This is a genomic window from Cellulophaga tyrosinoxydans (assembly GCF_900176415.1).
In the GTDB taxonomy this organism is placed as follows: domain Bacteria; phylum Bacteroidota; class Bacteroidia; order Flavobacteriales; family Flavobacteriaceae; genus Cellulophaga; species Cellulophaga tyrosinoxydans.
The window spans coordinates 251515-277929 of the sequence record NZ_FWXO01000003.1 but is presented as its reverse complement, the minus strand read 5'-3'; the positions used below and the strand labels follow the sequence as shown (position 1 = coordinate 277929).

At 32.4% G+C, this 26415-nt stretch carries 22 protein-coding genes; 12 read left to right on the top strand and 10 right to left on the bottom strand.

Going from position 1 to position 26415, the window contains the following annotated elements:
• Positions 1–107: 107 nt before the first annotated feature.
• The 4 genes from B8963_RS10780 to ctlX all read left to right on the top strand — a co-directional run bounded on the left by B8963_RS10780 (position 108) and on the right by ctlX (position 5050).
• Positions 108–1649 (top strand): glycogen synthase, encoded by a 1542-nt coding sequence (locus B8963_RS10780; RefSeq protein WP_084061527.1) that lies wholly within the window; start codon positions 108–110, stop codon positions 1647–1649.
• A 137-nt stretch (positions 1650–1786) separates the two neighbouring features.
• Positions 1787–3070: a citrate synthase gene (locus B8963_RS10775; protein ID WP_084061526.1), complete on the top strand. Its 1284-nt coding sequence runs from the start codon at positions 1787–1789 to the stop codon at positions 3068–3070.
• Between the two features lie 109 nt (positions 3071–3179).
• Positions 3180–4091: a dimethylarginine dimethylaminohydrolase family protein gene (locus B8963_RS10770; protein ID WP_084061675.1), complete on the top strand. Its 912-nt coding sequence runs from the start codon at positions 3180–3182 to the stop codon at positions 4089–4091.
• Between the two features lie 26 nt (positions 4092–4117).
• The gene (ctlX, locus tag B8963_RS10765) at positions 4118–5050 is read left to right on the top strand and encodes a citrulline utilization hydrolase CtlX (protein ID WP_084061525.1); all 933 of its coding nucleotides are present in this window, start codon (positions 4118–4120) and stop codon (positions 5048–5050) included.
• Between the two features lie 7 nt (positions 5051–5057).
• On the opposite strand, the gene B8963_RS10760 is transcribed toward ctlX, so the two are convergent.
• Together B8963_RS10760 and B8963_RS10755 are read right to left on the bottom strand one after the other, a co-directional pair.
• A complete protein-coding gene (locus tag B8963_RS10760; RefSeq protein WP_084061524.1) occupies positions 5058–6494 on the bottom strand; it encodes an SDR family oxidoreductase in 1437 nt (478 codons plus the stop codon).
• Positions 6491–6916, bottom strand: coding sequence for a hypothetical protein (locus B8963_RS10755; RefSeq protein WP_084061523.1), 426 nt, complete (start codon positions 6914–6916; stop codon positions 6491–6493). Before B8963_RS10755 ends, B8963_RS10760 begins: the two co-directional genes overlap by 4 nt.
• A 292-nt stretch (positions 6917–7208) precedes the next feature.
• Between B8963_RS10755 and argS the strand changes: the two genes are divergently transcribed.
• Together argS and B8963_RS10740 are read left to right on the top strand one after the other, a co-directional pair.
• Positions 7209–8987 carry an arginine--tRNA ligase gene (argS, locus tag B8963_RS10745; RefSeq protein WP_084061521.1) on the top strand — a complete coding sequence of 593 codons (1779 nt, stop codon included), beginning with the start codon at positions 7209–7211 and terminating at the stop codon, positions 8985–8987.
• Between the two features lie 16 nt (positions 8988–9003).
• A complete protein-coding gene (locus B8963_RS10740; protein ID WP_084061520.1) occupies positions 9004–9780 on the top strand; it encodes a zinc-dependent peptidase in 777 nt (258 codons plus the stop codon).
• Here the strand turns inward: B8963_RS10740 and B8963_RS10735 are convergent, their stop codons facing one another.
• From B8963_RS10735 to B8963_RS10725, 3 genes are all read right to left on the bottom strand, one after another.
• On the bottom strand, positions 9781–12333 hold the full coding sequence (locus tag B8963_RS10735; protein WP_084061519.1) for a TonB-dependent receptor: 2553 nt from the start codon (positions 12331–12333) through the stop codon (positions 9781–9783). It abuts the gene before it with no gap.
• Positions 12314–13228: a FecR family protein gene (locus tag B8963_RS10730; protein ID WP_084061518.1), complete on the bottom strand. Its 915-nt coding sequence runs from the start codon at positions 13226–13228 to the stop codon at positions 12314–12316. The genes B8963_RS10735 and B8963_RS10730 overlap by 20 nt, the downstream gene beginning before the upstream one ends.
• Positions 13229–13329: 101 nt before the next feature.
• On the bottom strand, positions 13330–13839 hold the full coding sequence (locus tag B8963_RS10725; protein WP_084061517.1) for an RNA polymerase sigma factor: 510 nt from the start codon (positions 13837–13839) through the stop codon (positions 13330–13332).
• 117 nt (positions 13840–13956) lie between these two features.
• Between B8963_RS10725 and B8963_RS10720 the strand changes: the two genes are divergently transcribed.
• The 5 genes from B8963_RS10720 to B8963_RS10700 all read left to right on the top strand — a co-directional run bounded on the left by B8963_RS10720 (position 13957) and on the right by B8963_RS10700 (position 21463).
• Entirely contained in the window at positions 13957–15666 is a 1710-nt protein-coding gene (locus B8963_RS10720; RefSeq protein ID WP_143312516.1) for a hypothetical protein, read from the top strand.
• A gap of 147 nt (positions 15667–15813) precedes the next feature.
• Entirely contained in the window at positions 15814–17151 is a 1338-nt protein-coding gene (ffh, locus tag B8963_RS10715) for a signal recognition particle protein (RefSeq protein ID WP_084061515.1), read from the top strand.
• A gap of 57 nt (positions 17152–17208) precedes the next feature.
• Positions 17209–18093 carry a bifunctional 5,10-methylenetetrahydrofolate dehydrogenase/5,10-methenyltetrahydrofolate cyclohydrolase gene (locus tag B8963_RS10710; RefSeq protein WP_084061514.1) on the top strand — a complete coding sequence of 295 codons (885 nt, stop codon included), beginning with the start codon at positions 17209–17211 and terminating at the stop codon, positions 18091–18093.
• 150 nt (positions 18094–18243) lie between these two features.
• Positions 18244–20253 carry a GAF domain-containing hybrid sensor histidine kinase/response regulator gene (locus B8963_RS10705; RefSeq protein WP_084061513.1) on the top strand — a complete coding sequence of 670 codons (2010 nt, stop codon included), beginning with the start codon at positions 18244–18246 and terminating at the stop codon, positions 20251–20253.
• Positions 20254–20407: 154 nt separating this feature from the next.
• Positions 20408–21463 (top strand): PAS domain-containing sensor histidine kinase, encoded by a 1056-nt coding sequence (locus tag B8963_RS10700; RefSeq protein ID WP_084061512.1) that lies wholly within the window; start codon positions 20408–20410, stop codon positions 21461–21463.
• A gap of 1 nt (position 21464) precedes the next feature.
• On the opposite strand, the gene B8963_RS10695 is transcribed toward B8963_RS10700, so the two are convergent.
• The 5 genes from B8963_RS10695 to B8963_RS10675 all read right to left on the bottom strand — a co-directional run bounded on the left by B8963_RS10695 (position 21465) and on the right by B8963_RS10675 (position 25403).
• Positions 21465–21890: a VOC family protein gene (locus B8963_RS10695; protein ID WP_084061511.1), complete on the bottom strand. Its 426-nt coding sequence runs from the start codon at positions 21888–21890 to the stop codon at positions 21465–21467.
• Between the two features lie 31 nt (positions 21891–21921).
• Positions 21922–22761, bottom strand: a complete 840-nt coding sequence (locus B8963_RS10690; RefSeq protein ID WP_084061510.1) for an alpha/beta fold hydrolase — start codon at positions 22759–22761, stop codon at positions 21922–21924.
• Positions 22762–22770: 9 nt separating this feature from the next.
• Entirely contained in the window at positions 22771–23136 is a 366-nt protein-coding gene (locus tag B8963_RS10685; RefSeq protein WP_084061509.1) for a cupin domain-containing protein, read from the bottom strand.
• A 111-nt stretch (positions 23137–23247) separates the two neighbouring features.
• Entirely contained in the window at positions 23248–23862 is a 615-nt protein-coding gene (locus tag B8963_RS10680) for a hypothetical protein (RefSeq protein WP_084061508.1), read from the bottom strand.
• A gap of 35 nt (positions 23863–23897) precedes the next feature.
• Entirely contained in the window at positions 23898–25403 is a 1506-nt protein-coding gene (locus tag B8963_RS10675; protein WP_084061507.1) for a helicase HerA-like domain-containing protein, read from the bottom strand.
• Positions 25404–25533: 130 nt separating this feature from the next.
• Here B8963_RS10675 and B8963_RS10670 point away from each other — a divergent pair, with 130 nt between their 5' ends.
• The gene (locus B8963_RS10670; RefSeq protein ID WP_084061506.1) at positions 25534–26166 is read left to right on the top strand and encodes a 7-carboxy-7-deazaguanine synthase QueE; all 633 of its coding nucleotides are present in this window, start codon (positions 25534–25536) and stop codon (positions 26164–26166) included.
• Positions 26167–26415: the final 249 nt, after the last annotated feature.

Below are 26415 nucleotides of genomic sequence, written 5' to 3'. Positions count from 1 at the left end.
AGAAAGGCTTTTTTTTTGAATATTATTTTGTTTTTTAACAAAATGCAGAATTAAATAATTATCTTGAAATAGAAATGATTGATGGACTATTATATACCTTTTTTTAAATGATAAATTTTCTTTTTGTTGCTGCAGAAAATGATGCTATTCCTAAATGTAAGGCAGGTGGAATGGGAGATGTTGTTAGAGATGTTCCAAGGCAAATATCAGAAAGAGGAGACAGTGCACATGTGATTGTGCCAGCCTATTCGCGACTTCATATTGATGGGCAGTTTATCATGGATCTTCACCTTAATCTACGAGGGGAAAATTATACTGCAGAGTTATATAAAGTTGAACCAAAAAAAGAATTTGATAATCTACATCATTACGTAATTCATCATCCAGAAATAGAAGCTGGTGATATTGCACATATATATCATAATGATCCAGAAGAGCCTTTTTATACCGATGCAATTAAATATTTTATTTTTTGTACAGCAGTTGCTGAAGCCGTCAAAGAAAATGCTTTCGGTACAATAGATATTATTCATCTTCATGATTGGCATAGTAGTTTACTCTTGTTTTTAAGAAAATACCATTCTTCTTACTCCATATTAAAACAAATAAGATTTGTATATACCATTCACAATCTTGCAATACAAGGTATAAGACCATTCGAAAATAATTATTCTTCTGTGAGAAATTGGTTTCCAGATATAGAATTGGATTATAATGGGTTAATGGATTACCGCTACCAAGATTGTATAAATTTAATGGCAGTTGGAGTTAGATTGGCAGATGCTGTTCATACGGTTTCTCCTTCTTATAAAGAAGATGTTTTGCTGCCCAGTAATCCACCAGATTTTATTGGAGGCGAAGGCTTAGAAGCAGATTTGAAGAAAGCCGATTTAGAAGGTAGATTATTTGGTATTCTTAATGGGGCAAATTATAATAATATTCGATCGGCAGCATCAGGTAAATTATATAGAAATACTGTTAGAGCACTTTTTGGATGGTTGCAGGAAGAATCAAAAAAATATAAATATGATTTTTTAGCCCATACAGGCGAAAAAATAATGGATTATGTGGAGAAGAAACCCGATTTCATTGTTTCGAGTGTAGCACGATTAACGGAACAAAAATTCTATTATATTATGCGTTCACCTGATGCTTTTGTGCAAATTTTAGAGAAGTTAGATAGGGTTAATGGTATTTTTATGCTTCTAGGTACAGGAGCCCCAGAGTATGAGGATTTATTTAGAAAACTAAGTTATAAACATAGAAATTTCATATTTACTAATGGGCAGTCGGAAGATTTAATAGATAGTATTTATTTAGAATCAGATTTATATTTTATGCCTAGTCTATTCGAGCCTTGTGGAATAAGTCAAATGTTGGCAATGCGAAACGGACATCCTTGTTTAGTGCATCATACCGGAGGGTTAAAAGATACTGTTGAGCATTTGGTAACGGGCTTTGCATTTGATGGAAAAACTACAGATGAAAAAATCGAAAACATGGTCAATTCTTTTGATATAGTTTTAGATATGTTTAAAAACGATAAACCTGCATGGAATAAAATTAAGGCAAATGCCAAAAAACAGCGGTTTACATGGGGAAAATCTGTTGATGACTATTATAAATTACTCTATGCGATAACGATTTAGTTAAGCTTTTACCCTAATAGGTTCTAAAAATACATTTTAAAACTTCATTTGTTAATAAAACAATAAATGATTTTTTTGTAATTGTTAATCGCAACCCTTTTTCATAAATTTACGAAGTATAAAAAGTTCAAATACACATGTCAGAAAAAGCTACATTAGAATACAATGGGAAACAATATGAATTTCCTGTTATAAAAGGTACAGAAGAAGAATTAGCAATAGATATAAAGAATTTAAGATCCTCAACTGGAATGATAACCATTGATCCAGGTTATAAGAATACAGGATCTTGCGAAAGTGCCATTACTTTTTTAGATGGTGAAAAAGGTATATTGCGTTACAGAGGATATTCCATTGAAGAGTTGGCTGAAAAGGCGGACTTTTTAGAAGTTGCTTATTTACTTATATTCGGAGAACTACCAAATAAAGAAAAGTTAGCTCAATTCCATAAAGATATAAAATCAGAATCTCATGTAGATGAAGAAATGAAAAAGATTTTGGATGGATTTCCAAAGTCAGCACATCCTATGGGAGTATTATCTTCTTTAACTAGTGCATTAATTGCTTTTAACCCAAGTTCAGTTAACGTAAGTTCTGAAAAAGAAATGTATTGGGCAATTGTACGTATCATGGCAAAATTCCCTGTTCTAGTAGCATGGACTTTGCGTAAGAAAAAAGGTTTGCCACTGGATTATGGAGATGACTCTTTAGGTTATGTAGAAAACATTCATAAAATGATGTTTAAAAAGCCTAATCAAGAATACCATAAAAATAAAACAGTAATAGATGCTCTTGATAAATTATTAATTTTACATGCCGATCACGAGCAAAACTGTTCTACCTCAACTGTACGAATAGTAGGGTCTTCTCATGCAGGATTATTTGCTTCTTTATCTGCTGGTATTTCAGCATTATGGGGCCCTCTTCATGGTGGAGCTAACCAAGCAGTTTTAGAAATGCTTGAAGCTATAGAAAAAGATGGTGGCGACACTAAAAAATACATGGCTAAGGCTAAAGATAAAGAAGATCCGTTTAGACTTATGGGCTTTGGACATAGAGTTTATAAGAATTTTGACCCACGTGCTAGAATTATTAAAAAAGCCGCAGATGAAGTATTAGGGGATTTAGGTATTGAAGATCCTATTTTAGATATTGCTCGTGGTTTAGAAAAAGAAGCATTGGAGGATCAATATTTTGTAGATAGAAAATTATATCCGAATGTAGATTTTTACTCTGGAATTATTTACAGAGCATTAGGCATACCAACAGAAATGTTTACAGTAATGTTTGCATTAGGAAGATTGCCAGGTTGGATAGCACAATGGAGAGAAATGCGTTTAAATGGAGAGCCAATCGGTAGACCAAGACAAGTTTATATTGGTGAAAACCTTAGATCATTTGTTCCTTTGGAAAAAAGATAAAATTTAGTATTATTAAAAACGAGCTGCTTTTTTTATGAAAAAGCAGCTTTTTTTATTCATAAATTTAGAATTTGTTAAAATAACTTTTCATCTTTGCAAAAAAAATACTATGCTTAGGTTAAATGTTACAAATGAAACTTCAAAACTGAGAGCCGTTGTTTTGGGTACGGCCGAAAGTTGTGGACCTACACCTAAACCAGAAGACGCATATGATCCAAAATCATTAGAGCATATTTTAGCTGGAACATACCCTGTTGAAGCTGATATGGTCAATGAAATGGAAGCCTTTAATATGGTTTTAACTAAGTACAATGTACAAGTTTTTAGACCAAGCGTTTTAAAAGATTGCAATCAAATATTTTCTAGAGACATTGCATTTGTAATTGAAGATGTATTTTTTAAGGCCAATATATTACCAGACAGAGAAGAAGAATTTTTAGCAATAAATCATGTACTTGAACAGATTGATCCAAACAAAATAGTTTACCTCCCTGAGGAAGCTCATATAGAAGGTGGAGATGTAATGCCGTGGAATGATTATATTTTTATTGGCACGTACACTGCAGAAAATTATTCACACCAAATTACCGCTAGAACTAACAAAATTGCTGTAGAGTATATACGGAAATATTTTCCTAATAAAACGGTTAAATCATTTGAACTTCGGAAATCTACCAATGCCAGGGAAAATGCTTTACATTTAGATTGTTGTTTTCAACCAGTAGGCACTAACAAAGCTATACTTCACAAAAATGGCTTTTTAATTGAAGAAGAATACCAATGGTTAGTAGATTATTTTGGGCGTGAAAATATATTTGAAATCACTAGCGATGAAATGTATCATATGTTTAGTAATGTATTTTCTATTTCTCCTGAAGTAGTTGTTTCAGAAAAGAATTTTACAAGATTAAATAACTGGTTAAGAGCGCAAGGTTTTATAGTAGAAGAAATTCCTTATGCCGAGATTGCCAAACAAGAAGGATTGTTAAGATGTAGCACAATGCCATTAATTAGAGATTAACTAATTCACTTTACATAATTAAAATAATGCAAGTAACAAATACAATATTAATGATTCGTCCAATAAATTTTAGGATGAATGAACAAACAGCAGTAAATAATTATTTTCAAGAAGATCTTGATATTAAAAATGCTGAAATAAATGTAAAAGCACAGCATGAGTTTGATGCTTTTGTGCTGGCGCTCCGAGAGAAAGGCGTTGATGTAATTGTTGTAGATGATACTGTAAAGCCAGATACACCAGATTCCATTTTTCCTAATAATTGGATTTCTTTTCATGAAGACGGTACCGTAGGATTGTATCCAATGTTTGCTGAGAATAGAAGAAATGAACGTCGCGAAGATGTATTAGATATTTTGGAAGAAAAGGCATTCCAGATTGCTAATATTATGGATTATACGGCTGCCGAAGAAGATGGTTTTTTTCTAGAAGGAACCGGTAGTATACTCTTAGATAGAGTAAATAAAAAAGCCTATTGCGCTTTATCTGATAGAGCAGATGAAGAGTTGTTTATTGAGTTTTGCGAGGACTTTGATTATTTTCCTGTGATTTTTACAGCAAATCAATCGGTTAATGGCGAACGTTTGCCTATTTATCATACTAATGTTATGATGGCTTTAGGAGAAACATTTGCTATTATTTGTGCAGATACAATTGATGATAAAAAGGAGCGTAAAACGGTTTTAGATCATTTGCATAATGATGGAAAAGAGATCATTAGAATAACAGAAAAACAAATGCATCATTTTGCTGGTAATATGCTGCAAGTGCTAGGAGCAAATGATCAGCGTTTTTTAGTTATGAGTTCTGCTGCGTATAATAGCTTATCTAAAGAACAAATAACAGCCATACATAAACATTGCGAAATTATACACAGCTCTTTAGAAACTATAGAAACTTGTGGGGGTGGTAGCGCACGTTGTATGATGGCGGAAGTGTTCTTACCTAAAGCTAAATAATGTTCTTTTAAATTGGCTTGGATGTATTTGCAATTCCTCGAATCATTCCTCCAAATATAAAAAAATGGAAAGGCAGAATGGTATACCAATACAATCTGCCTTTTAATCCTCTTGGTCTAAAAGTAGCTGTTTGATGTAACATATTTTTTTCATCTATTTTAAACTCTAACCAAGCTTCGCCAGGTAATTTCATTTCAGCAAAAAGAAGTAAGCGTTTATTTTCTTTATCCGCTAGGAGTACTCTCCAGAAGTCTAAAGCATCGCCATTGTAGATTTTATCCGAATGTGTTCTTCCACGTCGTAAGCCCACACCGCCTGATACTTTATCTAAAAAACCTCTTATTTTCCACAGCCAATTTGCATAATACCATCCTGTTTCACCGCCTATTCTCCAAATATTTTCTAAAGCTAATTGTGGATTGCTAACTTTTAAACTTTTTTTATCGGTGAGTACTCCGTATTTGGGTACTTGAACATATTTTTCTAAATTTTTAATAAAACGGCCACTTACCATACTGTCTTTCCAACTACTGATTACAAGATTTTGTTCAATCTTTAAAAACGCCATTTCAATGGCTTCTTTGTAGGAATAGGGTTTTATTTTCAGTAAGTTTTGAAGTCTATTATCCTTCGCTACAACTTCCATTTTCATACTATCAACCAGATTTGAAGCTAATTTATAGGATGTAGATGTTACAAAGTAAAGCCAATAGGAAGATAATTTTGGAGTCATTATTGGGACTGTTATAATCCAATTTTTAAATCCTCTTGTTTCTGCATACTGATGCAACATTTCTTTGTAAGTAAGTACATCAGGGCCTGCAATGTCAAAAGAGTCATTATACGTATCTTTATTGCCAATAACGCCAGTTAAAAAACTTATTACGTCTCTAATAGCTATGGGTTGCGTTTTGGTTAATACCCATTTAGGAGTGATCATAAAAGGCAACTTTTCACATAAATCTCTAATAATTTCAAACGAAGAACTTCCAGAGCCTACAATTATGCCTGCTCGTAATACCGTCAGCTGAAAATTACCTTTATAAAGAATGTCTTCAACGTTTTTTCTAGAACTTAAATGTTTGGATAATTTTTCATCATTGACAATTCCACTTAAATAAATTACTTGTTTTACATTAGTTTGCGCCATGTATTTATTAAAATGCAGAGCTGTAGTTTCTTCCTTTTTATCAAAATCATGCGTAGAAGAACTCATAGAATGAATTAGAAAATAGGCAACATCTATATCTGAAGGTAATTTATTTGAGACAGCATCATCCAATAAATCTAATTCTATAACTTCTATTTGAGAGCGTATTTCACTATCGACTGAAAGTCTACTTTCGTCTCTTACTGCACATACGACGCTATGCCCTAATTCCAGTAATTGTGGTAATAAACGCATGCCTATATAGCCATTTGCGCCAGTAAGTAGAATTTTCATAAATCGGTAATTGAGGTAGGGGAATTGTCCGCTTTGTAATCAAGTATTTTCTTAAAATAATTCTGAATTGCTTTAGTGTCAGATTTCACTTTAATAAAATAGTGATCTTTATAAATGGAGTAGATAGCAAAATCACCTTTATAAATGGTTAATTTATAATAGGGGATAACCAGAGCAAAAGTCTCTAATAAGGACCTAAAGCGCACTATAATCCCATTAGGACGCATTTCTACATTACAAGAATTTGTGTTGTTGTCCAGAATTAAGAGATTGTTAATTTCAATACTGGTATCAGTAATAAAAAGTTTTGGCGAACCAATACCTTTCATATTCCAACGCTCTTTTAAAGTAAAAGGCTTACCAACTAAATCATCAACTTTTCTTGTAATTTCTTTGTTATTGTACGAAACATTTACAAGCATCTTATTAGAGTTTTCTGTCGATAGGAATTTTTTTTCCGTCAACACGTTGCGCTAAATATTGAATCTTTTTTCCGTTGATGCCAGATTGGCTCTTCGTACAAGTATTGTAAATCTGATTTTTAATCGATTTTACACTTTCGATAAGCGTATAAATCTTTTGAAATACATTTTCTAAATAGTTCATTTTGCAATTTTTCTTTTAAAGTTATGAAATTACAAGCGGTTTAAATCTTAACGTACTATTAAAAGCACAAAAAATGATTAGTTTTGCAGCTTGATAAGTGAAATATCCATGAATATCCAGAACGTTTTAGAGACTAAAGTAAAAGAAGCCGTTGCAAAAACATTTCAGGCAGAATTACCAACAGTAGAATTTCAACCAACACGTAAAGATTTTGAAGGTGACATTACAGTTGTAATTTTTCCAATGCTTAGGGTTGTAAAAGGTAATCCGGAACAGATTGGTCGCCAAATAGGAGAATATCTGGTGAATGAAGTTTCTGAAATTACATCGTTCAACGTTATAAAAGGCTTTTTAAATTTAGTAGTTAGTGATGCTTTTTATTTAAATTATTTCAATTCAATTTCAACGGATAGCACTTTTGGTTTTGTAAAGCAAGACGATAAAGATGCTATTATGGTAGAGTATTCTTCGCCTAATACTAATAAACCATTACATCTTGGTCATATAAGAAATAATTTATTAGGATATTCGGTAGCAGAAATACTAAAAGCATCTGGTAAAAAAGTCTATAAAACCCAAATTATTAACGATCGTGGTATCCATATTTGTAAAAGTATGGTGGCTGGGCTAAAATTCGGAAAAGGAGAAACACCTGAGACCACTGGTTTAAAAGGTGATAAATTAGTGGGTAATTATTATGTGGCATTCGACAAGGCGTATAAGCAAGAAATAGCTGATTTGGTAGCTTCAGGAATAGCTAAAGAAGTTGCCGAGAAGCAAGCACCAATATTTATAGAAGCACAACAAATGCTTTTAAAATGGGAAGCTGGTGATAAAGAAGTTGTTGACCTATGGAAAAGAATGAACCAATGGGTTTATAAAGGTTTTGAGGTTACCTATAAAAATTTGGGCGTAGATTTTGACACCTTGTACTACGAAAGTGATACGTATTTATTAGGTAAAGATGTAGTTACTGCGGGTCTCGAGAAGGGTGTTTTTTTCAAAAAAGAAGATGGCAGTGTTTGGATAGATTTGACAGAAGATGGCCTTGATGAAAAAATTGTACTCCGTTCTGATGGTACAGCAGTTTATATGACGCAAGACATAGGTACAGCTATCCAACGAGTTAAAGATCATCCAGATGTTGCAGGAATGGTTTACACGGTTGGTAATGAACAAGATTATCATTTTAAAGTGTTGTTTTTAATCTTGAAAAAGTTAGGATTTTCTTGGTCCAAGAACCTATTTCATTTAAGTTATGGGATGGTAGATTTGCCTAGTGGTAAAATGAAGAGTAGAGAGGGCACCGTTGTTGATGCAGATGATTTAATGGCGGATATGACCGCTACAGCTGGAGAAATTTCACAAGAACTTGGAAAGTTAGATGACTATGCCGATGCTGAAAAGGAAGAATTATATAAAATGATAGGCTTAGGTGCTTTGAAATATTACATTTTAAAAGTAGATCCTAAAAAGCGAATATTATTTAATCCAGAAGAGTCTGTAGATTTTCAAGGGAATACAGGTCCATTTATTCAGTATACTTACGCTAGAATTCAATCCATTCTAAGAAAAGCAGAGGAATTAAACCTTTCTAATTACAATGGTTTACAGGATCTACACGAAAAGGAAAAACAACTAATTAAACAATTAGAACTTTACCCAGATACAATTCAATTAGCAGCAGCTAATTATAGTCCTGCTTTGATAGCCAATTACACCTATGATTTGGTTAAAGAGTTTAATTCTTTCTACCAAAATGTTTCTATTTTAGGTGAAGAAGACGAAAAACGTAAAGCATTTAGAGTTCAATTATCTAAAAAAGTGAGCGAGGTTATTGAGTCCTCTTTTAAATTATTAGGTATTGAGGTGCCCGAGCGTATGTAAATTTATATTTTAAAATATGTGGATTCCAGTACTTATTTTACTAGTTGTTGGCGCATATTTCTTATATATTTTGCATTATGCTTACAGTCTGTATTTTTCAAATATAGAGCCACTTACACTATCGGAAAAGAAGGTGATTCTTAATAATTTTCCTGTTTATAAGAAACTTTCAAAAAGGCAAAAGCAAAAGTTCGAATATCGATTGTTGCGCTTTAGAAGAGATAAACAATTTATTTTTCATGGTCTTATTCCTAGACAAGAAGACATGGCCTTATTATTAAGTGCTACCGCGACCATACTAACACTAGGTTTGAAAAATTATAAAATACCCGCTATACAGCGTTTAATAATTTATCCAGATCAATATTTCTCCAAATTAAACCGTCAAAATCATATAGGAGAATACAATCCAGGATTGAGAACTATTGTATTCTCTGCAGCGCATGTGAAACAGGGTTTTGAAATACCTAATGATAATAAAAACCTTGGGGTGCATGAATTTGCACATGCATTAAGTTTTAATGCCCTTTTAGAAAGAACTTATGAGAATAGAAATTTTCGTAAAAATATGGAACAACTCAGTGTATTATATAATTCCACATCGTTCCAAAATAAATTAAATAATAGTGCTTATTTTAGGGACTATAGTAAAACCAATATTCACGAATTTTTTGCGGTTGTAGTCGAAAATTATGTGGAAACGCCGTTAGAATTTAGGCAACAGTTTCCCGAATTATTTAGGCTTATACGAAGCATGCTAAATTTTGACTTTGCTAAACCTTTTGTTGCTTAATTAAAAGAAAATGCGAAAACTAAAATTAGGGGTTATGCCTAATGAAATGTTTTCTATAGTTTCTACTTCATCGGCATCATTTAATCTGTAATACGTATTTAACGTGTTTTTTCTATTTAAAAGGTTTAGAACAGATGCGCCAAAAGAAGCGTCTATACGCTCACTAATTTTAAAATCATAAACAGCAGACGCATCAGCCCTAATATAGTCTTTAATACGACTACTATTAGGACTTTGATAGTTTATAGTATACGGAAAAGTTGAGGTATTCACAGCATTGTTTTCTTGAGGCTTTGTAAATGGTCTTCCTGTGTGGTAGTTTAAGCCTATACCAAGTTTTACATTTTCATAAGTGTACGTGCTGGCAAATGTTAAAGTATGTTTTATATCTATATTATTAGGGAATTTTTGAGGATTTAGCGTTTCAAATGTATAGCTGTTATTGTTGTAAGTATAACTAAACCAGTTGCTTAAATTTTTTGATTTCTGATTAATAAGAAATTCTAAACCATTGACGGTGTATTTTCCAATTTCGCCATTAAATTGATCTTCATTTTGGAATCCTTGTGTTGATGTACTAATACCATTTACAAATTTATAGAAGCCTTCAAGGCCAATAAAGAGTTTATTTTTATCATAGCTTATGCCTAGAGAGGCTTGTTTGCTTTGAGTAACAGGTAGTGTATTATCATCTGATAACACCCATCTTCTTTTTTCAATTCCTAGAAAGTTTTGTTTTAAATCTATTACTTGATTTGTAGTTTGGTTTTTAAATTCTCCCTGTAATTCTAACGTAACATCCTCTGCAAGTTCGTAGTTTAAGTTTAATCTTGGTTCAATTAAAAGCTTCTTAAAGGTATCTATATTTTCAATAAAATTAAGTCGAGCGCCACTTCTAATCCAAAATTTTTCGTTTTCAGAGGCATAAGTAAACTCCGAAAATAAGGCATGTGTTCTAATAACTCCTTTAATATTACTTCTGTAGGGAGGTTGCGTAACGTTCGTAAAATTGGTGATTCCAACTTCATTAAACTGATATCCATTTTCCCATGAAATAAGATTAGAAAAAACATAATTAGATCTCAAGTGTATAGCTGTTTCTAAGACCTTGTTATTCTGATATAATTGTTGACTAGGATTTAGTTTTATGTTCTGAGAGTCTAAATTATATGAAGTGTAATAAACATTTAAGAAGGTAGAAAAATCAGCATTCCAAAAACTATTAAGATTACCACCAATCGAGAAATTTGTTTGTGCGAGTCCACTTTGGGTGGTTTCATTGGTATTTGTATTGGTTTCTTGATAGTCTAAAAAATTATTTATAGCGATAAGATTTAGTCTTAATTTGTGTGTATCATTAACATCAAATAACAATTTTCCAGAAAAGTCATAAAAGTAAAAATCTTCATTTCTGATAAATTCATCTGGGTTAGGATTATTGCTGTTCACTTCAGTGTCTTGAAATGCACGTTCATAAAACCTCTTATAAGTAGGGGTGTTTAGAAAATCTGTAATTGATCTTCTTCCGGAAAATTGAAGCCCTAATTTATCTGAAATAGGGATTTGACCGTAGGCATCTCCGCTAATTAAATTAATGCCGCCACCGCCATAAAAGGTATCTGAAAGTTCGTCTTTGGTTTCCATACTGATAACGCTACTTACGCCATCTCCAAATGCCGCGCTTGTACCATTTTTGATAGTGGTAACTTTTTCGGTTAAGTAAGGATTGAAAGCTGAAATTAAACCAAAAAAATGCCCAGATTGATACATTTTTATCCCATCCCAAAGAATTAAGTTTTGATCGTTTGTACCTCCGCGTACATTAATATCGGATACGGTTTCATCTATGCTTTTAATTCCGGGTAATGCTTGTACTGTTTGTAGAACATCGGGCTCTATTTGCCCTGGTAAAATACCAAAATCTTTGGTTTTTAATAGTATACTAGCATCTTGCTGTTTTAGAATACCAGTGGTTAAAAATTTATAAACAATTACTTCTTTTAACTCCTGATATATTTGTGACAAAGGTATTTTAGAACAATTGCCTTTTTTAATAAGATCTTCAGCTGTTATGAAAAGCGGTTTAAAGCCTATATGTCTAATTTCTATTACTGCTTTTCTTGGAATGTCTTCTAAAATAAAAGTTCCTGATTCATCTGTTGCTATTGATATTGAGGGTTCTAAAACCTGAACACTTGCATTGGGCAGGGTACTTTGCATAAAATTATCAAATACCTGAGCACAAATGGTTATGTTTTGACTGGTTATAGAATAATAGCGATCATCTAGTTTTAAAAAGGATAAATTAGTTTGATTTTTTAGACTGGTTAAAATATCCTTTAAATTGTCTGAATCTAATTTTTTAACTTGGAAATCTTTTAGGTCTTCATCAAGGTATGAAAACTTAATTTGAAACTTATTTTCTAATTCTTCTAAAAAGGTAATTAATGGTATAGGAGCTGTGCTTTTTTCCTGTCCGTTGCATAATAAGGATATAGAAAAGAAGGCTACTAATAAATAAAAACGATAATTATTAAGGTGCGTTTTCGGCATACAAAAGCACTTTATTCTTCTCTAATTTAAACTTTATTTGGTTAGGAAGACATATACTTTTTAGAGCAAGTTCTATATTTTTATTGGTAAAAGTTCCAGTATATAAAATATTGGTGTCTATGTTTTTGGTGTCAACCGTAATATTATATTGTCGTTCAAATTCTTGAATTACATAAAGCATAGGAATACTTTTAAAAGTACTTTCATTGGTTATCCAAGAAGGTGCTGAAGTATTTGGGGCTTCAGTTGCAATTATTTCATTATTAATTACCAAAAACGAATTTCCTCCTGGTAACTTAATAGTTTTGTTTTTATGGGTAACACTTACTAAGCCTTCGTAACAGGTAACTTCAAAAAAACCTTTTCTATTTTCTACATTAAACTGTGTGCCGAGTACAGTAACCAACCCCTCTGAGGTTTCAACAGTAAATTTTTTTCCTTTAGCAACCTTAAAATAAGCCTCACCATTTAAAGAAATTTTTCTGTTTTCATCCCAATTGTTTTTGTTGTAGGATAGTTTAGAATCTGCATTTAAAAAAACCGTAGAAGCATCGGGTAAAACCAAACTTTTGTTTTCTGCCAAATCTGTTTTTAAAGTCTCGTCTAGTGAATTATAGTAAAAATAAGAGCCTGTTACAAGCACCAAAACCACAGCTGCAATACGCAGTAGCTTTTTAAACGGATTTAAACGTATTACTTTAACATCTTTAGAAGTAGGTCTATTAGCAATGCTGTCATTTAAAGCTTTGTCTATATCAAAATTAGGTGCTTGCAGTTTGCTAGAGGCATCTGCAATTTTCTTGTATGAGGCATACTCGTCAGTGTTTTTGAACACTTCAAGTTCCTCTTTAGTTAATTCGTTGTTGAGCCATTTGGCTAAGTAATTTTCTTGCATACTTAATGCTTTATGTATTTATAACAATTAGGTGGTATAAAACCCTACTTTAATTTATTATTTAGTTTTAATTTTTTTTTGATAATACTGGAAATCATACATTAAATTCCCTCTATCTTTTCTCTTAATGTTTTTAATGCAAGATGCATGCGTTTTTCAATCGCTTTAACACTTACATTTTCCATTTCTGCAATTTCTGCATATTTTTTACCATCAATTCTGTTTAATAAAAAAGTTGTTCTTTGGTTTTCTGGTAAATCAGCTAATGCTTTTTCTAGCTTTTCATGAAATTGTTTCTCTTCCAAAATATATTCTGGCGATTCATTGGAAATAGCTAAAGACTTATCAGCATATTTTAATCTAACTTTTTCAGCTTTTATAACATTTAAATACAAATTGTTAGCAATGGTAGATACATATGCCTTGGCTTTGTGGGGAGTTACTTTTGCGCAATTTTCCCAAAGTTTTATAAATGCCTCTTGTACAGCATCGTAAGCTTTTTCTTCATTGCCAAATTTATAATATATGTAATTAAATATCGTTTTAGAATTAGCCTTAAAGAGCGCGTTGTAAACTTGTTCTTCGCATACATTATCCGTTTTGGAATCCATTTATTCTAAAGTATAATTGTGTTTCTCAAAGATATTTTAAAAATAATTAAAATAATAGGTAGGGTATTTTTTAAATGGGTTGTTTTAATACTGAATAACATAAAAAACCAAATCAATATGAAAACTTTATTCAAAAATCTTGCATCATTAAGCCTACTTATTGTTGCTTTATTATTTGCTTCATGCCAATCTGAGTTTGAAGAATTACCAACTGTAGAAGATCAAACTACAATTACTGCTACATCAAGTACAGCGGAACTTATTATACAAACCAGTGCAAATGATGGTTCTTATGATAATATAGTGGATGGATCTAGTTGTATTGCAATACAATTTCCATATACAGTAGAGGTGAATGGATTAGAAATTACTATTGATTCTGTTGAGGATTTAAAAGTAATAGAGAAAATTTTTGATCAATTAGATGATGATGAGGATATTTTAGACATTATTTTTCCAATAACAATTACTTTGTCTGATTTTACTGAGGTTGTAATAGCGAATGTAAATCAGTTAAAAGAAATTGCCGAAGATTGCGTAGAAGGTGGAGATGATGATGATATTGAGTGTATTGATTTTGTATTTCCATTAACTTTTTACACGTTTGATATTAACAAGCAAAAAACAGGAAGTGTAGTTGTTGAAAATGATAGACAATTACGAAGATTTTTTCATGACTTAGGCGATGACGATGTGGTTAGTTTGGAATTCCCTGTGAAGTTAGAATTATATGATGGTTCAAAAATCACTGTAAATACACATGCTGAATTGGCTAATGCTATAAGAAGTGCTAAGGATTCTTGCGACGAGGATGATGATAATGATTATAATGATGATGATTTTAATAAAGAACGTTTGGATAATTATTTGATGGAATGTCCTTTTATCGTAAGGGAGGTTAAGAGAAATAATGAAAGTCAAACAGATCAGTATTTTGAATATGTAATGAACTTTAAAGAGAATGGAGAAGTTAAAGTTTATGACAGACAAGGAAATATTTTAACAGGAACTTGGAATACTACTGCAGGAGAAAACAGAGTTAAATTAACCTTGAGTTTTGATACATTAGTAGACTTTACATTGGAGTGGTTAGTATACGAATTAGAGGAAGGAAAAATAAAATTGTATGCTGGCGATGGTGATAGAATCATTATGAAGAAATACTGTGATGTTATTGCCAATATTCCAGATAGATTACGAACTATTTTGAAAGAATGTAATTGGGAAATTGCCAAAGTCTTTGTAAATGGCACTAGTGTAGAAAGATTATTAGGTTACGATTTTAAATTTAAAGCCAATAATGTTGTTACTTTAAGTAAAGATGGCATAGTGTCTGAAGGTACTTGGATGATTCAAACAAATGATCAAGGTGTTGTTGTAATGGCAATAACTATGGGCTCAGAACAAGATTTAAATTTTGAGTGGCCATTGGTGGATTTAGCGGATGAACGTTTAAAGTTCGGAATACCAGGAACTGGTTACGAATTAATTCTTGAAAGAGATTGCGAAACTTCAGGTACGGAATGTTCAGAAGGGTACATTGCACAACTAATTCAGAATTGTAAATGGAAAATCACTGATGAAGAAGGTAATTTTTTCCAAGATTTAAAAATAGATTTCTCAAATATGAATATTCATGTTCACAATCCAAATGATACAGTAGTTGATGAAGGAAACTGGGCTATAAACGGAAATGTATTGAAATTCAATGATTTGAGCATGACTCTAGCAAATTATATCGGGGAGTGGACAGTTATTGAATGTGGAGACGGATTTTTTAAATTAAAAAGAGGAGAAGAAATCATAGTTTTGACTAAGATGTGCTAGTCGTTACTAGAAATAAGGGAACTTAATCTCAAAAAAGGGGTAACTTTTAAAGGTTACCCTTTTTTTGTGTTTATATTTTTACAAACTAAGTTCGCACTTCCCATTGTTATTATTAAATTTGCAGCACTTGATAATTAAGGTACTATTATGTTTGATAATTTAAGCGAAAAGTTAGATAAAGCACTTCATGTTCTAAAAGGGCATGGGCAGATCACAGAAATTAATGTTGCTGAAACTTTAAAAGAAGTTCGTAGAGCTTTACTTGATGCCGATGTCAATTTTAAAATAGCCAAAGAATTTACCAATACAGTAAAAGAAAAAGCCTTAGGCCAAGATGTATTAACTACACTTCAGCCAGGCCAATTAATGGTGAAGTTGGTAAAAGACGAGCTTACCCAATTAATGGGAGGTGATGTTGAAGGTATTAATTTGTCAGGTACCCCATCGGTTGTATTGATGTCTGGATTACAAGGTTCTGGTAAAACAACCTTTTCTGGGAAACTAGCTAATTATTTAAAAACAAAGAAAACCAAAAAACCATTATTAGTTGCTTGCGATGTTTATAGACCAGCAGCGGTTGACCAATTACATGTAGTAGGGGAACAAATAGGTGTTGAGGTGTTTTCTGATCGCGGAAATACCGATCCGGTAGCAATTTCTAAAGCAGGTATTGCCTACGCTAAAGCAAACGGGCATAATGTAGTCATTATCGATACCGCTGGACGTTTAGCTGTTGATGAAGAAATGATGAATGAAATTGCTAATATCCACAAAGCAATTCAACCGCAAGAAACCTTATTTGTTGTAGATGCCATGACAGGGCAAGATGCTGTAAATACAGCAAAGGCTTTTAATGATATTCTAAATTTTGATGGGGTAATTCTTACCAAATTAGATGGTGATACCCGAGGTGGAGCAGCAATTTCTATTAAATCTGTTGTCAACAAACCAATTAAATTTATAGGTACTGGTGAAAAGATGGATGCTATTGATGTATTCTATCCTTCACGTATGGCAGAACGTATTCTTGGAATGGGTGATGTGGTATCACTTGTGGAGAGAGCGCAAGAACAGTTTGATGAAGAGGAGAGCAGAAAAATCCAAAAGAAAATTGCTAAAAATCAGTTTGGTTTTGACGATTTCTTGAGTCAGATACAGCAGATTAAAAAAATGGGTAGTATCAAAGACCTTATGGGGATGATTCCTGGAGCAGGAAAAGCTTTAAAAGGTTTAGATATTGATGATGATGCATTTAAGCATGTAGAAGCTATTATACACTCCATGACGCCTCTTGAACGTTCAACTCCTGCAAAATTAGACGCAAGTAGAAAAAAACGTATTGCAAAGGGTAGCGGTAGAACAATTCAAGAAGTAAATCAATTACTTAAACAATTTGATCAAATGAGTAAAATGATGAAAATGATGCAAGGTGGTGGCGGTAAAAAAATGATGCAGATGATGGGTGCCATGAAGGGCATGAAATAAAACTTGAGTCAAAAAAATATACAATCACTTCTATTTAAATAAACACTAGCCAACAAAATGAAATTATTAGACGGTAAAAAGGTATCTAACGAAATTAAAGAAGAGATATCTGTTCAAGTTGCTAAAATGCGCGAGAGAGGCGAGAAAGTTCCACATTTAGCGGCAGTTCTTGTGGGTAATGATGGGGCAAGTTTAACCTATGTGGGTAGCAAAGTAAAATCTTGCGAGCGTGTTGGTTTTGAGTCTACTTTAGTTCGTATGCCGAGTACAACCTCAGAATTAGAGTTGTTAAACAAAATAGAAGAACTCAATCAAAATGATGATATTGATGGTTTTATTGTGCAATTGCCTTTACCGCCACAAATAGATACCCAAAAAGTATTATTGGCCGTAGACCCTGATAAAGATGTAGATGGTTTTCATCCAATGAATTTTGGAAAAATGGCTTTAGACATGAGCACATTTATACCAGCAACTCCATTTGGTATTTTAGAGCTGTTAGAGCGCTATAATGTTGATACCAAAGGAAAACATACGGTTGTTATTGGCAGAAGTCATATCGTTGGACGACCTATGAGTATTTTAATGGGGCGTAAAGGATGGCCTGGAAACTCGACAGTTACACTTACGCATAGCCATACTAAAAATATTACTCAAATCATTTCTCAAGCAGATATTGTTATCTCAGCCTTAGGGGTGCCTAATTTCTTAAAAGCAGAAATGGTTAAAGACGACGCTGTAATTATAGACGTGGGTATAACCAGAGTAACAGATGATACTAAAGAAAAAGGGTATTATATAACTGGTGATGTGGATTTTGAAAACGTGAGTAAAAAGGCTTCATTTATTACACCTGTTCCTGGAGGTGTTGGCCCAATGACTATTGCTATGCTGCTTAAAAACACACTATTGGCTAGAGAACGACATAGAAGTAGAAAATAAATTATGAAAAATTTTAAAAACCCGACAATCAAAAATGTCGGGTTTTTTATTGCTCCAAATTATATGTTTTTTGCTTTTTAAGAATCCTATTATTCGTAGTAAGGTAATAAAGTAAGAAAATTAGCGTTAAAATTTAAACAAACCTAAAAGATGGGTAATAAATTTCCTATACCAGAAAATGAATCGGCTAGACTCCGAAAGTTACAGTATTACGATATTTTAGATACTGAGGCAGAAGCCATGTTTGATGATTTAACTAAATTGGCAGCACAAATTTTAAAAGTGCCCATTAGTGCAATATCATTAATTGATGAAAATAGACAGTGGTTCAAATCGATAATTGGGTTAGATGCCAGAGAAACTAGTCGTGATATATCGTTTTGTCAGTATACTATAATGGATGAGGATGTTTTTGAGGTCCCTGATACACTTATTGATAAAAGATTTATAGATAATCCCCTTGTAACCGGCGAACCAGAAATGCGCTTTTATTCGGGTGTGCCTCTGCGCGACAATGAAGGTATTACAATTGGTTCCTTTTGTGTAATAGATAGAAAACCCCGTAAATTTAATACAGAACAACAAAATTTATTAAAATTGCTCGCTAATACAGCATTAAAACTGATCCAACTTAGGCGAGAGAGAATAGAGGTAGAAAAATTATCTGTGCTAAAAGATGAATTCATTTCCAATATGAGTCATGAAATTAGAACCCCTTTAAATGCCATAATGGGTTTTAATGATTTGTTAAGAAAAACGCCATTAAATATGGAGCAATCGAATTATCTTAATACAATTAATACGGCATCACAAAATCTTAAAAATATTATTAATGATATTCTAGATGTTTCTAAACTAGATGGCAATAAAATTCAATTAGAAGAAAGACCATTGTCAATAGCAGCATTGGTTCAACATATTGTTAAATTACAATCACCCAATGCCAGAGCAAAAAAAATAAAGCTATTAACAAGTTTAGATCATGAGTTGCCCCAATTTGTTTATGGTGATGAAACTAGACTTAGTCAAATACTAAATAATTTAGTGAGCAACGCCTTAAAATTTACCGAACAAGGTTATGTAGAAATAAGAACACTGGTCACCTCAAAGGAAATTGGAATAACCAATATAACATTTGAAGTTAAAGATACCGGAATTGGTATTTCTTCTGAAAAAAAGCAAAAAATATTTGAAAGATTTGAACAGGCAGAAACAAGCACTTCACGACTTTACGGTGGTTCGGGGTTGGGTCTAAGTATTGTAAAAAAACTAGTTGCTTTATATGGAGGTGAAATTCATCTAGAATCTGAGGAAGGTAAAGGATCTTTATTTAGTTTTGAATTAAAGTTCAAAGATTGTACAGAATTTCAACCACAAATTGAAACTTTGAAAGTTGATTTAACTGAAAATCTATTTGGAGAACATAAAATTTTATTAGCAGAAGATAATTTTCATAATCAGCTTTTGGCCAAAAGCTATTTTAAGCGTTGGGGAGCCGAAATTACTATAGCCGAAAATGGAAAGGTTGCCATTGAAGCTTTGTTGAAAAACGACTATGATATAATAATTATGGATTTGCAAATGCCCGTCATGGACGGTTTTATAACTACCAATAAAATTAGGCGAGAATTAAAACTTAAAATCCCAATTATTGGATGTTCGGCAAATTCTGAGTCTCTAGAAATGAAAAAATGTCTTGCAGCTGGCATGAATGATTATATTTCTAAACCATATAGTGAAGAGGAGCTTATTCAGACTACTTTTAAAAATATAGGCTTGAACCAATTAAATTTAGGGCATCAGGAAAAATATAATGAGGATTATGACGATTTTTCAATAGTCATTGCTCATTTGAAAAACACCTATGGAGTTGACATGATTTATGACACTAAAGAGTTTTTTTTAAAGAGAACACCGCTAGATATTTCAGAAATTCAATTGGCTTTAGATAAGAAAGATCTGTTATCTTTAAAAAATAAAGCTCATTTTATTGCAGGAACTATGGGTGCGCTAAATTTTCAAAAGGGAGTTGAATTGGCAAAGAATTTAGAAGAAATGGCTAGAAATAATCAGTTAGCCAAATCTATTGACTTGGCAGAAAAACTTATATTACATCTTAAAAATGCTATAAGATGTTTTGAAGGTGCTAAAGTTGCATAAGGCATTAATAAATGAATTATGCATAGGTAATTTTAAAACATATCTCTATTTGATTAGCACTCAAAAAATACATTGAAATATAGTATGTATTTGATAATTTAGATAAGATGTTATTTTTTAACTATTTTAGGTTTTTGAAATTTACTAAATTCCAATGAGTTTAAGCTTAGAGCCGTTTTTTGAAAAATCCTTGGACCTATTATGCATTGCTGGATATGATGGCTATTTTAAAAAAATAAACCCAGCCTTTATTAAGCTGTTAGAATATTCCATTGAAGAACTTCAGTCAAAAAAAATTAGTGAATTTATATACGAGGAAGATAGAAAGTTAACTTCTGGTTATAGAAAAATTCTTAAAAAAAGCCTTCCATTATTAAATTTTGAAAACAGGTATGTAAGTAAGTCTGGCAAAATTATATGGCTGCATTGGACCTCAATTCCGCTTCCTAGCGAAAATGTTATTTATGCAATAGCCAAAGATATAACCTATAAAAAAAAATTAGAAGAGGAGCGCGCTTTGCATTTACTTAAACTAGATCGAAATAATCAAGAGCTTAAAAATTTAAATTACAAAACATCACACGACTTAAGGTCTCCGGTAAATAATTTACTTACCCTTTGTAATTTATTGGATTTGAATAAAATTTCGGATCAAGAGACCTTGAAAATTTTTAATCTTATACAGCAGTCTGCAGAAGGTTTAAAAGTATCATTAAATAATTATATGGATTCACTTACTAAAGCTGAAAAATCTGAATCGGCCTTGGCAGTTGTAAGGTTTTCCATAGTATTGCAGCAGGTAGAACAATCTATTAGTGCATTAATTCTAAGTGCTAATGCTAGTATTACTCACGATTTTTCAGAAATTGAAAGTGTACCATTTAACCATTCTTTTATGGAGAGTATATTTTTAAATCTAATTACCAATTCCATTAAATACACAAGGCCGGAAGTATCGCCAAAAATAACTATTGAAACAAAATTAATTGATGGTCAAAAAAAGTTAATTTATACTGATAATGGGCTTGGTTTTGATATGGATTTGATAGGGGATAAAATATTTAAACTAAATCAAAGATTTCATGATAATGCCGATAGTAAAGGAGTGGGGCTTTATTTGGTGCATAATCATATTACCTCATTAGGCGGTACAATTACTATTGATAGTAAGGTAAATGGGGGGACAATCTTTACTATTAGTTTTAAATAAATTACTTAGCAAACAACTGTCCAATATCTTTAAATGCTTTAAACTCTAAGGCATTGCCAGCAGGGTCCAAGAAAAACATAGTAGCCTGTTCTCCAACCTGACCTTTAAATCTAATGTAAGGCTCAATAACAAATTTCACGTTTTTTGCTTTTAATTCCTTTGAAAAAGATTCAAAAACTTCCCATGGTAATACTACACCATAATGTGGAACAGGAACATCATGACCGTCCACAGGATTGTGGTGTAATTCTTCGGTTTTAGATTTTGGTTTGTAATGAATTACCAATTGATGGCCAAACAGATTAAAATCTACCCAATGATCACTACTTCTACCTTCTTCACAGTTAAGAATATCGCGATAAAAAGTTCTACATTCTGCAAGATTATGAACAGGAATTGCAATATGGAAAGGAGTTACATTGGTCATAAGATTATTTTAATTTAAATGTATTTATTTTTTACGATTTTAAAAAATCGATAATTTTAGTATTCACTCCTTCTTGATGTAATGAATGTCCGAGGCCTTGAGTTTTTACAAGGGTGCTATTTTTCCAATTTTTATGTATCTGCTCTGAAGCCCTAAAAGGTGCAATAAGATCGTATTCATCATGAATTATTAATCCTTCAGGTGATATACTTTGTGAAAATTTTGAGATTGAAAAGTCATCAATCATAAAGTTGAAATTTTGCTTGAAATACAAATCCAAACTTTCTTTTACCTTAGCATTAAACCTTAAAAGGTTTTGGTAATGTCCAATGATTTCAGAAAGTTCAGATGGAGCACCTAATGAAACAATTTTTTCAATGGTGTTCCTTGGATTTTTGTATTGATTGTAAAGCGTAGTCATTCCACCAATAGAATGTCCAATAATATATTTAGGATTATAATTGGCAATAATTTTATTGGTACATGTGGTATATAAAGGAACATTCAAAATAGTTCCCGAAGAATTACCATGCGCAGGGGCATCAAAAGCAATAATGTTATAGTTTTCCTTTTGCAGAAATTCAATCAAATTTCGCCATCTAAACACATTGCTTTCCCAACCATGTAAAAGCAGAATTGTTTCATTGTTACCTTGCCAATGGTAAGTTTGTAGAGCTAAATCATCAACTTGTATAATATCGCTTTTGGCGCTATCCAGATATTCTTTTTGGTGTTCTAATACCTTTCCTTTTCTTGGAGAACAGAATAAGGTAAATGCCTTTTTTGCAGCTTTCTCTTTTGAGAATAATGCCACAGTATTAAAATAACTACCGTAAGCTAGGGGAATGTATTTATTTAAAAGTTTTTTCATAGCAATTGTTTATTCACTTTCTCTGTGCACTTTGTTAAACTCAAAAGCGGGTAAACAAATAGCAATATACTCACAAGGCTCACTAAACGGGTTGGAGTATTGAACTCTAGTATTTTTGGTTATTTTAATAGATTGTCCGGCTTCTAATACAACAATATCATCCGCTACAATAAACTGTTTTTTGCCTTTTATAATATAGGTGTATTCGTCAAATTCTGGAGTTTGAAATGGCTCTTTCCAACCAGGAGGGGCAATCATATGCGCAAGGCTTAAATTAGGGTCTTGCGTACTAGCTTTTCCAAAATGCTCTTCTATTACTTTACCATCAGTTGTAGGTACCACAAAAGGTGATTTTTGAATCGTATACTTTTTCATGCGTAAAACTTAAATGTCAAAAATATATTTTTTGTTTGGCTGTTTAGGTTGTTTTTGATTGGTGTCCTCGTTAAAATCTCCTAAACTAAAAGACAGTACCCAATAACCTGATTATTCCCAAGCGAGCATCATGTACTTTATTTTAGCAGCGTCTGGTATTTGTACCGCTTCAATATTTAAACTAGCATCATAACGTAAACTTTCCGGCAATTCTTTTTTGTCAATAGTAAAATATAACCCAGAATCTTTAATCAAAATCACCACATTATTCATAGAAGTAATTATCTTTTTAATAGTATACTTCTCTGAAATATCTTTAAAAGTGCTATTGATTGTTAAGCCTTTATCTGTTTTGTAACGTGGATCGTAGATTCTTATATTTTCTATGGTAGGAACACTATCTTTTGTTGGTGTTAAGCTTAATAATTGATTGCCTCCTTTTTCAAAAAGCTCTATTTTATCATAAATAAAACCGGCTTGTATGCCTGTTGAAGTTGAATCCGTTTGTGGTTCAATTTTAATATTTAGTCCTAGATTTAAATTAGGAACTCCGTTTTCCGCAACTATCGAATCTGTTGCAAAAATTGATTCTAATTCGGATACTTTAGTGTTTTTGTTGATTTTGCCAATGGAGTCTTTGGTTATTTTAAAATCGGCATTTTCATTTTCACAATTAAATAAAAGAAGAGAAGTTGCAAATAGCGCAACCAAAAGTGTTTTTTTCATTTTAATAGAATCAATTTTTAATTTTATTGGTTTTTTTAACGCATTACTTTTTTTAGCACTCCTAAAACTCCTCGTATGAAGGTAGCGCTCGTTAATACTTTAATTACTGGATTTTGTCTGTTGCTAGTGCTTCTAGATCTTGAGCTTGTTTTTGGCTGGCTCTTTTCTTTTTCGGCAAGTTTATCTGCTCGTTCAATTTTTTCATTTAGAATTTCATAAGCACTTTCACGATCTATAATCTCTTCGTATTTTTTAACTAGTTTAGAACTAGAGGTTAGTTCTTTTAATTCCTTATCGGTTAGCACATCCATACGGCTCATAGGCGCACGTAGCATGGTAGCGGCTAAAGGTGTTGGTCTACCTTTTTCATCTAGTGCGGAAATTAGTGCTTCACCAATACCTAATGATGTTAAGACCTCTTTAGTGTCATAATAATCCGATTCTGGATAATTCTCTGCGGTAAGTTTTATAGCTTTTCTATCGCGCGCAGTAAAAGCTCTTAAAGCATGCTGTACTTTTAACCCTAGTTGCGCTAATACATCATTTGGAACATCTGTAGGGTTTTGGGTTACAAAGTATACGCCAATACCTTTAGAACGTATTAGTTTTACAATATTCTCTATTTGATCTAACAATGCTTTTGAAGCTTCGTCAAATATTAAATGTGCTTCATCTATAAAAAGCACCAATTCTGGTTTATCACTATCACCTTGTTCTGGAAAGGTGCTGTATATTTCTGCAAGTAAACTTAACATGAAAGTGGAAAATAATTTAGGACGATCTTGAATATCGGTTAACCTTAAAATATTAATATATCCCTTTCCGTTTTCATCAATTCTGGTTAAATCATTAACATCAAAAGATTTTTCTCCAAAAAATAATTCGGCACCTTGCTGTTCTAGTTCTATTACTTTTCTAAGAATAGTGCCTGTTGAGCTGGTGTTTATACGACCATAACTTTTGGTAAATTCTTCCTTACCGCCTTCTGTGGCATATTGTAAAACCTTTTTAAAATCTTTTAAATCTAATAGCGGTAATTTATTGTCATCACAATACTTGAAAATTACAGCTACTATACCTTCTTGTGTTTCGGATAGATCCAAAATTCTTGATAAAAGCACAGGTCCAAATTCTGAAACAGTTGCTCTTAATTTAACACCATCTTGTTCAGAAAGCGATAATATTTCTACTGGAAATCCTTTGGATTCAAAAGGTATTCCAATTTTAGCATGGCGTTCTTCTATTTTGGCATGCCCCGGACTTGGTTGTGCTAAACCACTTAAATCACCTTTAAGGTCCATTAATAGCACTGGAATGCTTTTTTCGGATAAATTTTCGGCAATTACTTGTAATGTTTTTGTTTTTCCGGTACCAGTAGCACCAGCTATAAGCCCATGTCTGTTTAAAGTTTTTAAAGGTATTTTAACAAAGGCATTGGTAAGTGTTTCGCCATCTAAAATAGCAGAACCCATTGTAATATAATCGCCTTTTGTGGTGTAGCCTTCTTCTATATATTTAAAGAAATCGTCTTTTGTACTCATGTGCTTAATTTTGCATAAAAATAAGGGATTTTTAGGCAACTTTGAAAATGTAATTGGGCTTAGTTTTTTTCAGAGTTTACAATTTTAATTGTACTGCTTAAGAATCCCAACTAAAATGTATCTTTGCCGAATGATAGAAAATGATGTTTTGACATTGGTCAATAAAGGGGAGATGTTGCCCCTAATGGAGGAATTTTACACTATTCAAGGTGAAGGATTCCACAAAGGAACTGCTGCTTACTTTATTAGAGTGGGTGGTTGCGATGTAGGTTGCCATTGGTGTGATGTTAAAGAAAGTTGGAATGCCGAAACGCATCCGCCTACCGCAATTGAAAGTATCATTTCTAATGCTGCAAAATATTCCGATACCATTGTAATCACAGGAGGTGAACCACTTACTTGGGATATGGGACCATTAACCTTAGGGCTAAAAGAAAGAAATCTTCAAACACATATAGAAACTTCAGGTGCTTATCCGCTTTCTGGAGTTTGGGATTGGATTTGCTTATCACCTAAAAAAAATAAACTTCCTGAAGGGGAGATCTATGATAAAGCCCACGAATTAAAAATCATCATTTTCAATAAGCATGATTTTATTTTTGCAGAAGAACAAGCAGCAAAAACAAATAAAAACTGTATTCTGTATTTGCAGCCAGAATGGAGTGTTCGTGATAAAATGGTGCCGTTAATTGTTGATTATGTGATGAAAAATCCAAAATGGAAAGTTTCTTTACAAACACATAAATATCTTAATATTCCTTAATTTGGGACTATCCGGATAGGGAAAACAAGCTTTCAATAGCAATTAGTTCTTGACATTACACGGATTAATTACCATTGGTTCTCGATACAATTATTTTTTAATGAAAGAATTAAAAAATAATCACTCGAACTGACATTTTAGCTTTGAATTTTATTGAATTTCAGGTTCAATTTTTTTAAATTACCATCAACCATCAACCATCAACCATCAACCATCAACCATCAACCATCAACCATCAACCATCAACCA

Bases quoted from the DNA above. Each gene is read 5' to 3' on its own strand.
- B8963_RS10740 (WP_084061520.1), top strand. From the start codon at position 9,004: ATGTGGATTCCAGTACTTATTTTACTAGTTGTTGGCGCATATTTCTTA.
- B8963_RS10675 (WP_084061507.1), bottom strand. From the start codon at position 25,403: ATGAGTACAAAAGACGATTTCTTTAAATATATAGAAGAAGGCTACACC.
- B8963_RS10670 (WP_084061506.1), top strand. From the start codon at position 25,534: ATGATAGAAAATGATGTTTTGACATTGGTCAATAAAGGGGAGATGTTG.
- B8963_RS10730 (WP_084061518.1), bottom strand. From the start codon at position 13,228: ATGCAAGAAAATTACTTAGCCAAATGGCTCAACAACGAATTAACTAAA.
- B8963_RS10780 (WP_084061527.1), top strand. From the start codon at position 108: ATGATAAATTTTCTTTTTGTTGCTGCAGAAAATGATGCTATTCCTAAA.
- B8963_RS10755 (WP_084061523.1), bottom strand. From the start codon at position 6,916: ATGCTTGTAAATGTTTCGTACAATAACAAAGAAATTACAAGAAAAGTT.
- ctlX (WP_084061525.1), top strand. From the start codon at position 4,118: ATGCAAGTAACAAATACAATATTAATGATTCGTCCAATAAATTTTAGG.
- ffh (WP_084061515.1), top strand. From the start codon at position 15,814: ATGTTTGATAATTTAAGCGAAAAGTTAGATAAAGCACTTCATGTTCTA.
- B8963_RS10695 (WP_084061511.1), bottom strand. From the start codon at position 21,890: ATGACCAATGTAACTCCTTTCCATATTGCAATTCCTGTTCATAATCTT.
- B8963_RS10770 (WP_084061675.1), top strand. From the start codon at position 3,180: ATGCTTAGGTTAAATGTTACAAATGAAACTTCAAAACTGAGAGCCGTT.
- B8963_RS10680 (WP_084061508.1), bottom strand. From the start codon at position 23,862: ATGAAAAAAACACTTTTGGTTGCGCTATTTGCAACTTCTCTTCTTTTA.
- B8963_RS10720 (WP_143312516.1), top strand. From the start codon at position 13,957: ATGAAAACTTTATTCAAAAATCTTGCATCATTAAGCCTACTTATTGTT.
- B8963_RS10760 (WP_084061524.1), bottom strand. From the start codon at position 6,494: ATGAAAATTCTACTTACTGGCGCAAATGGCTATATAGGCATGCGTTTA.
- B8963_RS10775 (WP_084061526.1), top strand. From the start codon at position 1,787: ATGTCAGAAAAAGCTACATTAGAATACAATGGGAAACAATATGAATTT.
- B8963_RS10725 (WP_084061517.1), bottom strand. From the start codon at position 13,839: ATGGATTCCAAAACGGATAATGTATGCGAAGAACAAGTTTACAACGCG.
- B8963_RS10700 (WP_084061512.1), top strand. From the start codon at position 20,408: ATGAGTTTAAGCTTAGAGCCGTTTTTTGAAAAATCCTTGGACCTATTA.
- B8963_RS10690 (WP_084061510.1), bottom strand. From the start codon at position 22,761: ATGAAAAAACTTTTAAATAAATACATTCCCCTAGCTTACGGTAGTTAT.
- B8963_RS10710 (WP_084061514.1), top strand. From the start codon at position 17,209: ATGAAATTATTAGACGGTAAAAAGGTATCTAACGAAATTAAAGAAGAG.
- argS (WP_084061521.1), top strand. From the start codon at position 7,209: ATGAATATCCAGAACGTTTTAGAGACTAAAGTAAAAGAAGCCGTTGCA.
- B8963_RS10735 (WP_084061519.1), bottom strand. From the start codon at position 12,333: ATGCCGAAAACGCACCTTAATAATTATCGTTTTTATTTATTAGTAGCC.
- B8963_RS10685 (WP_084061509.1), bottom strand. From the start codon at position 23,136: ATGAAAAAGTATACGATTCAAAAATCACCTTTTGTGGTACCTACAACT.
- B8963_RS10705 (WP_084061513.1), top strand. From the start codon at position 18,244: ATGGGTAATAAATTTCCTATACCAGAAAATGAATCGGCTAGACTCCGA.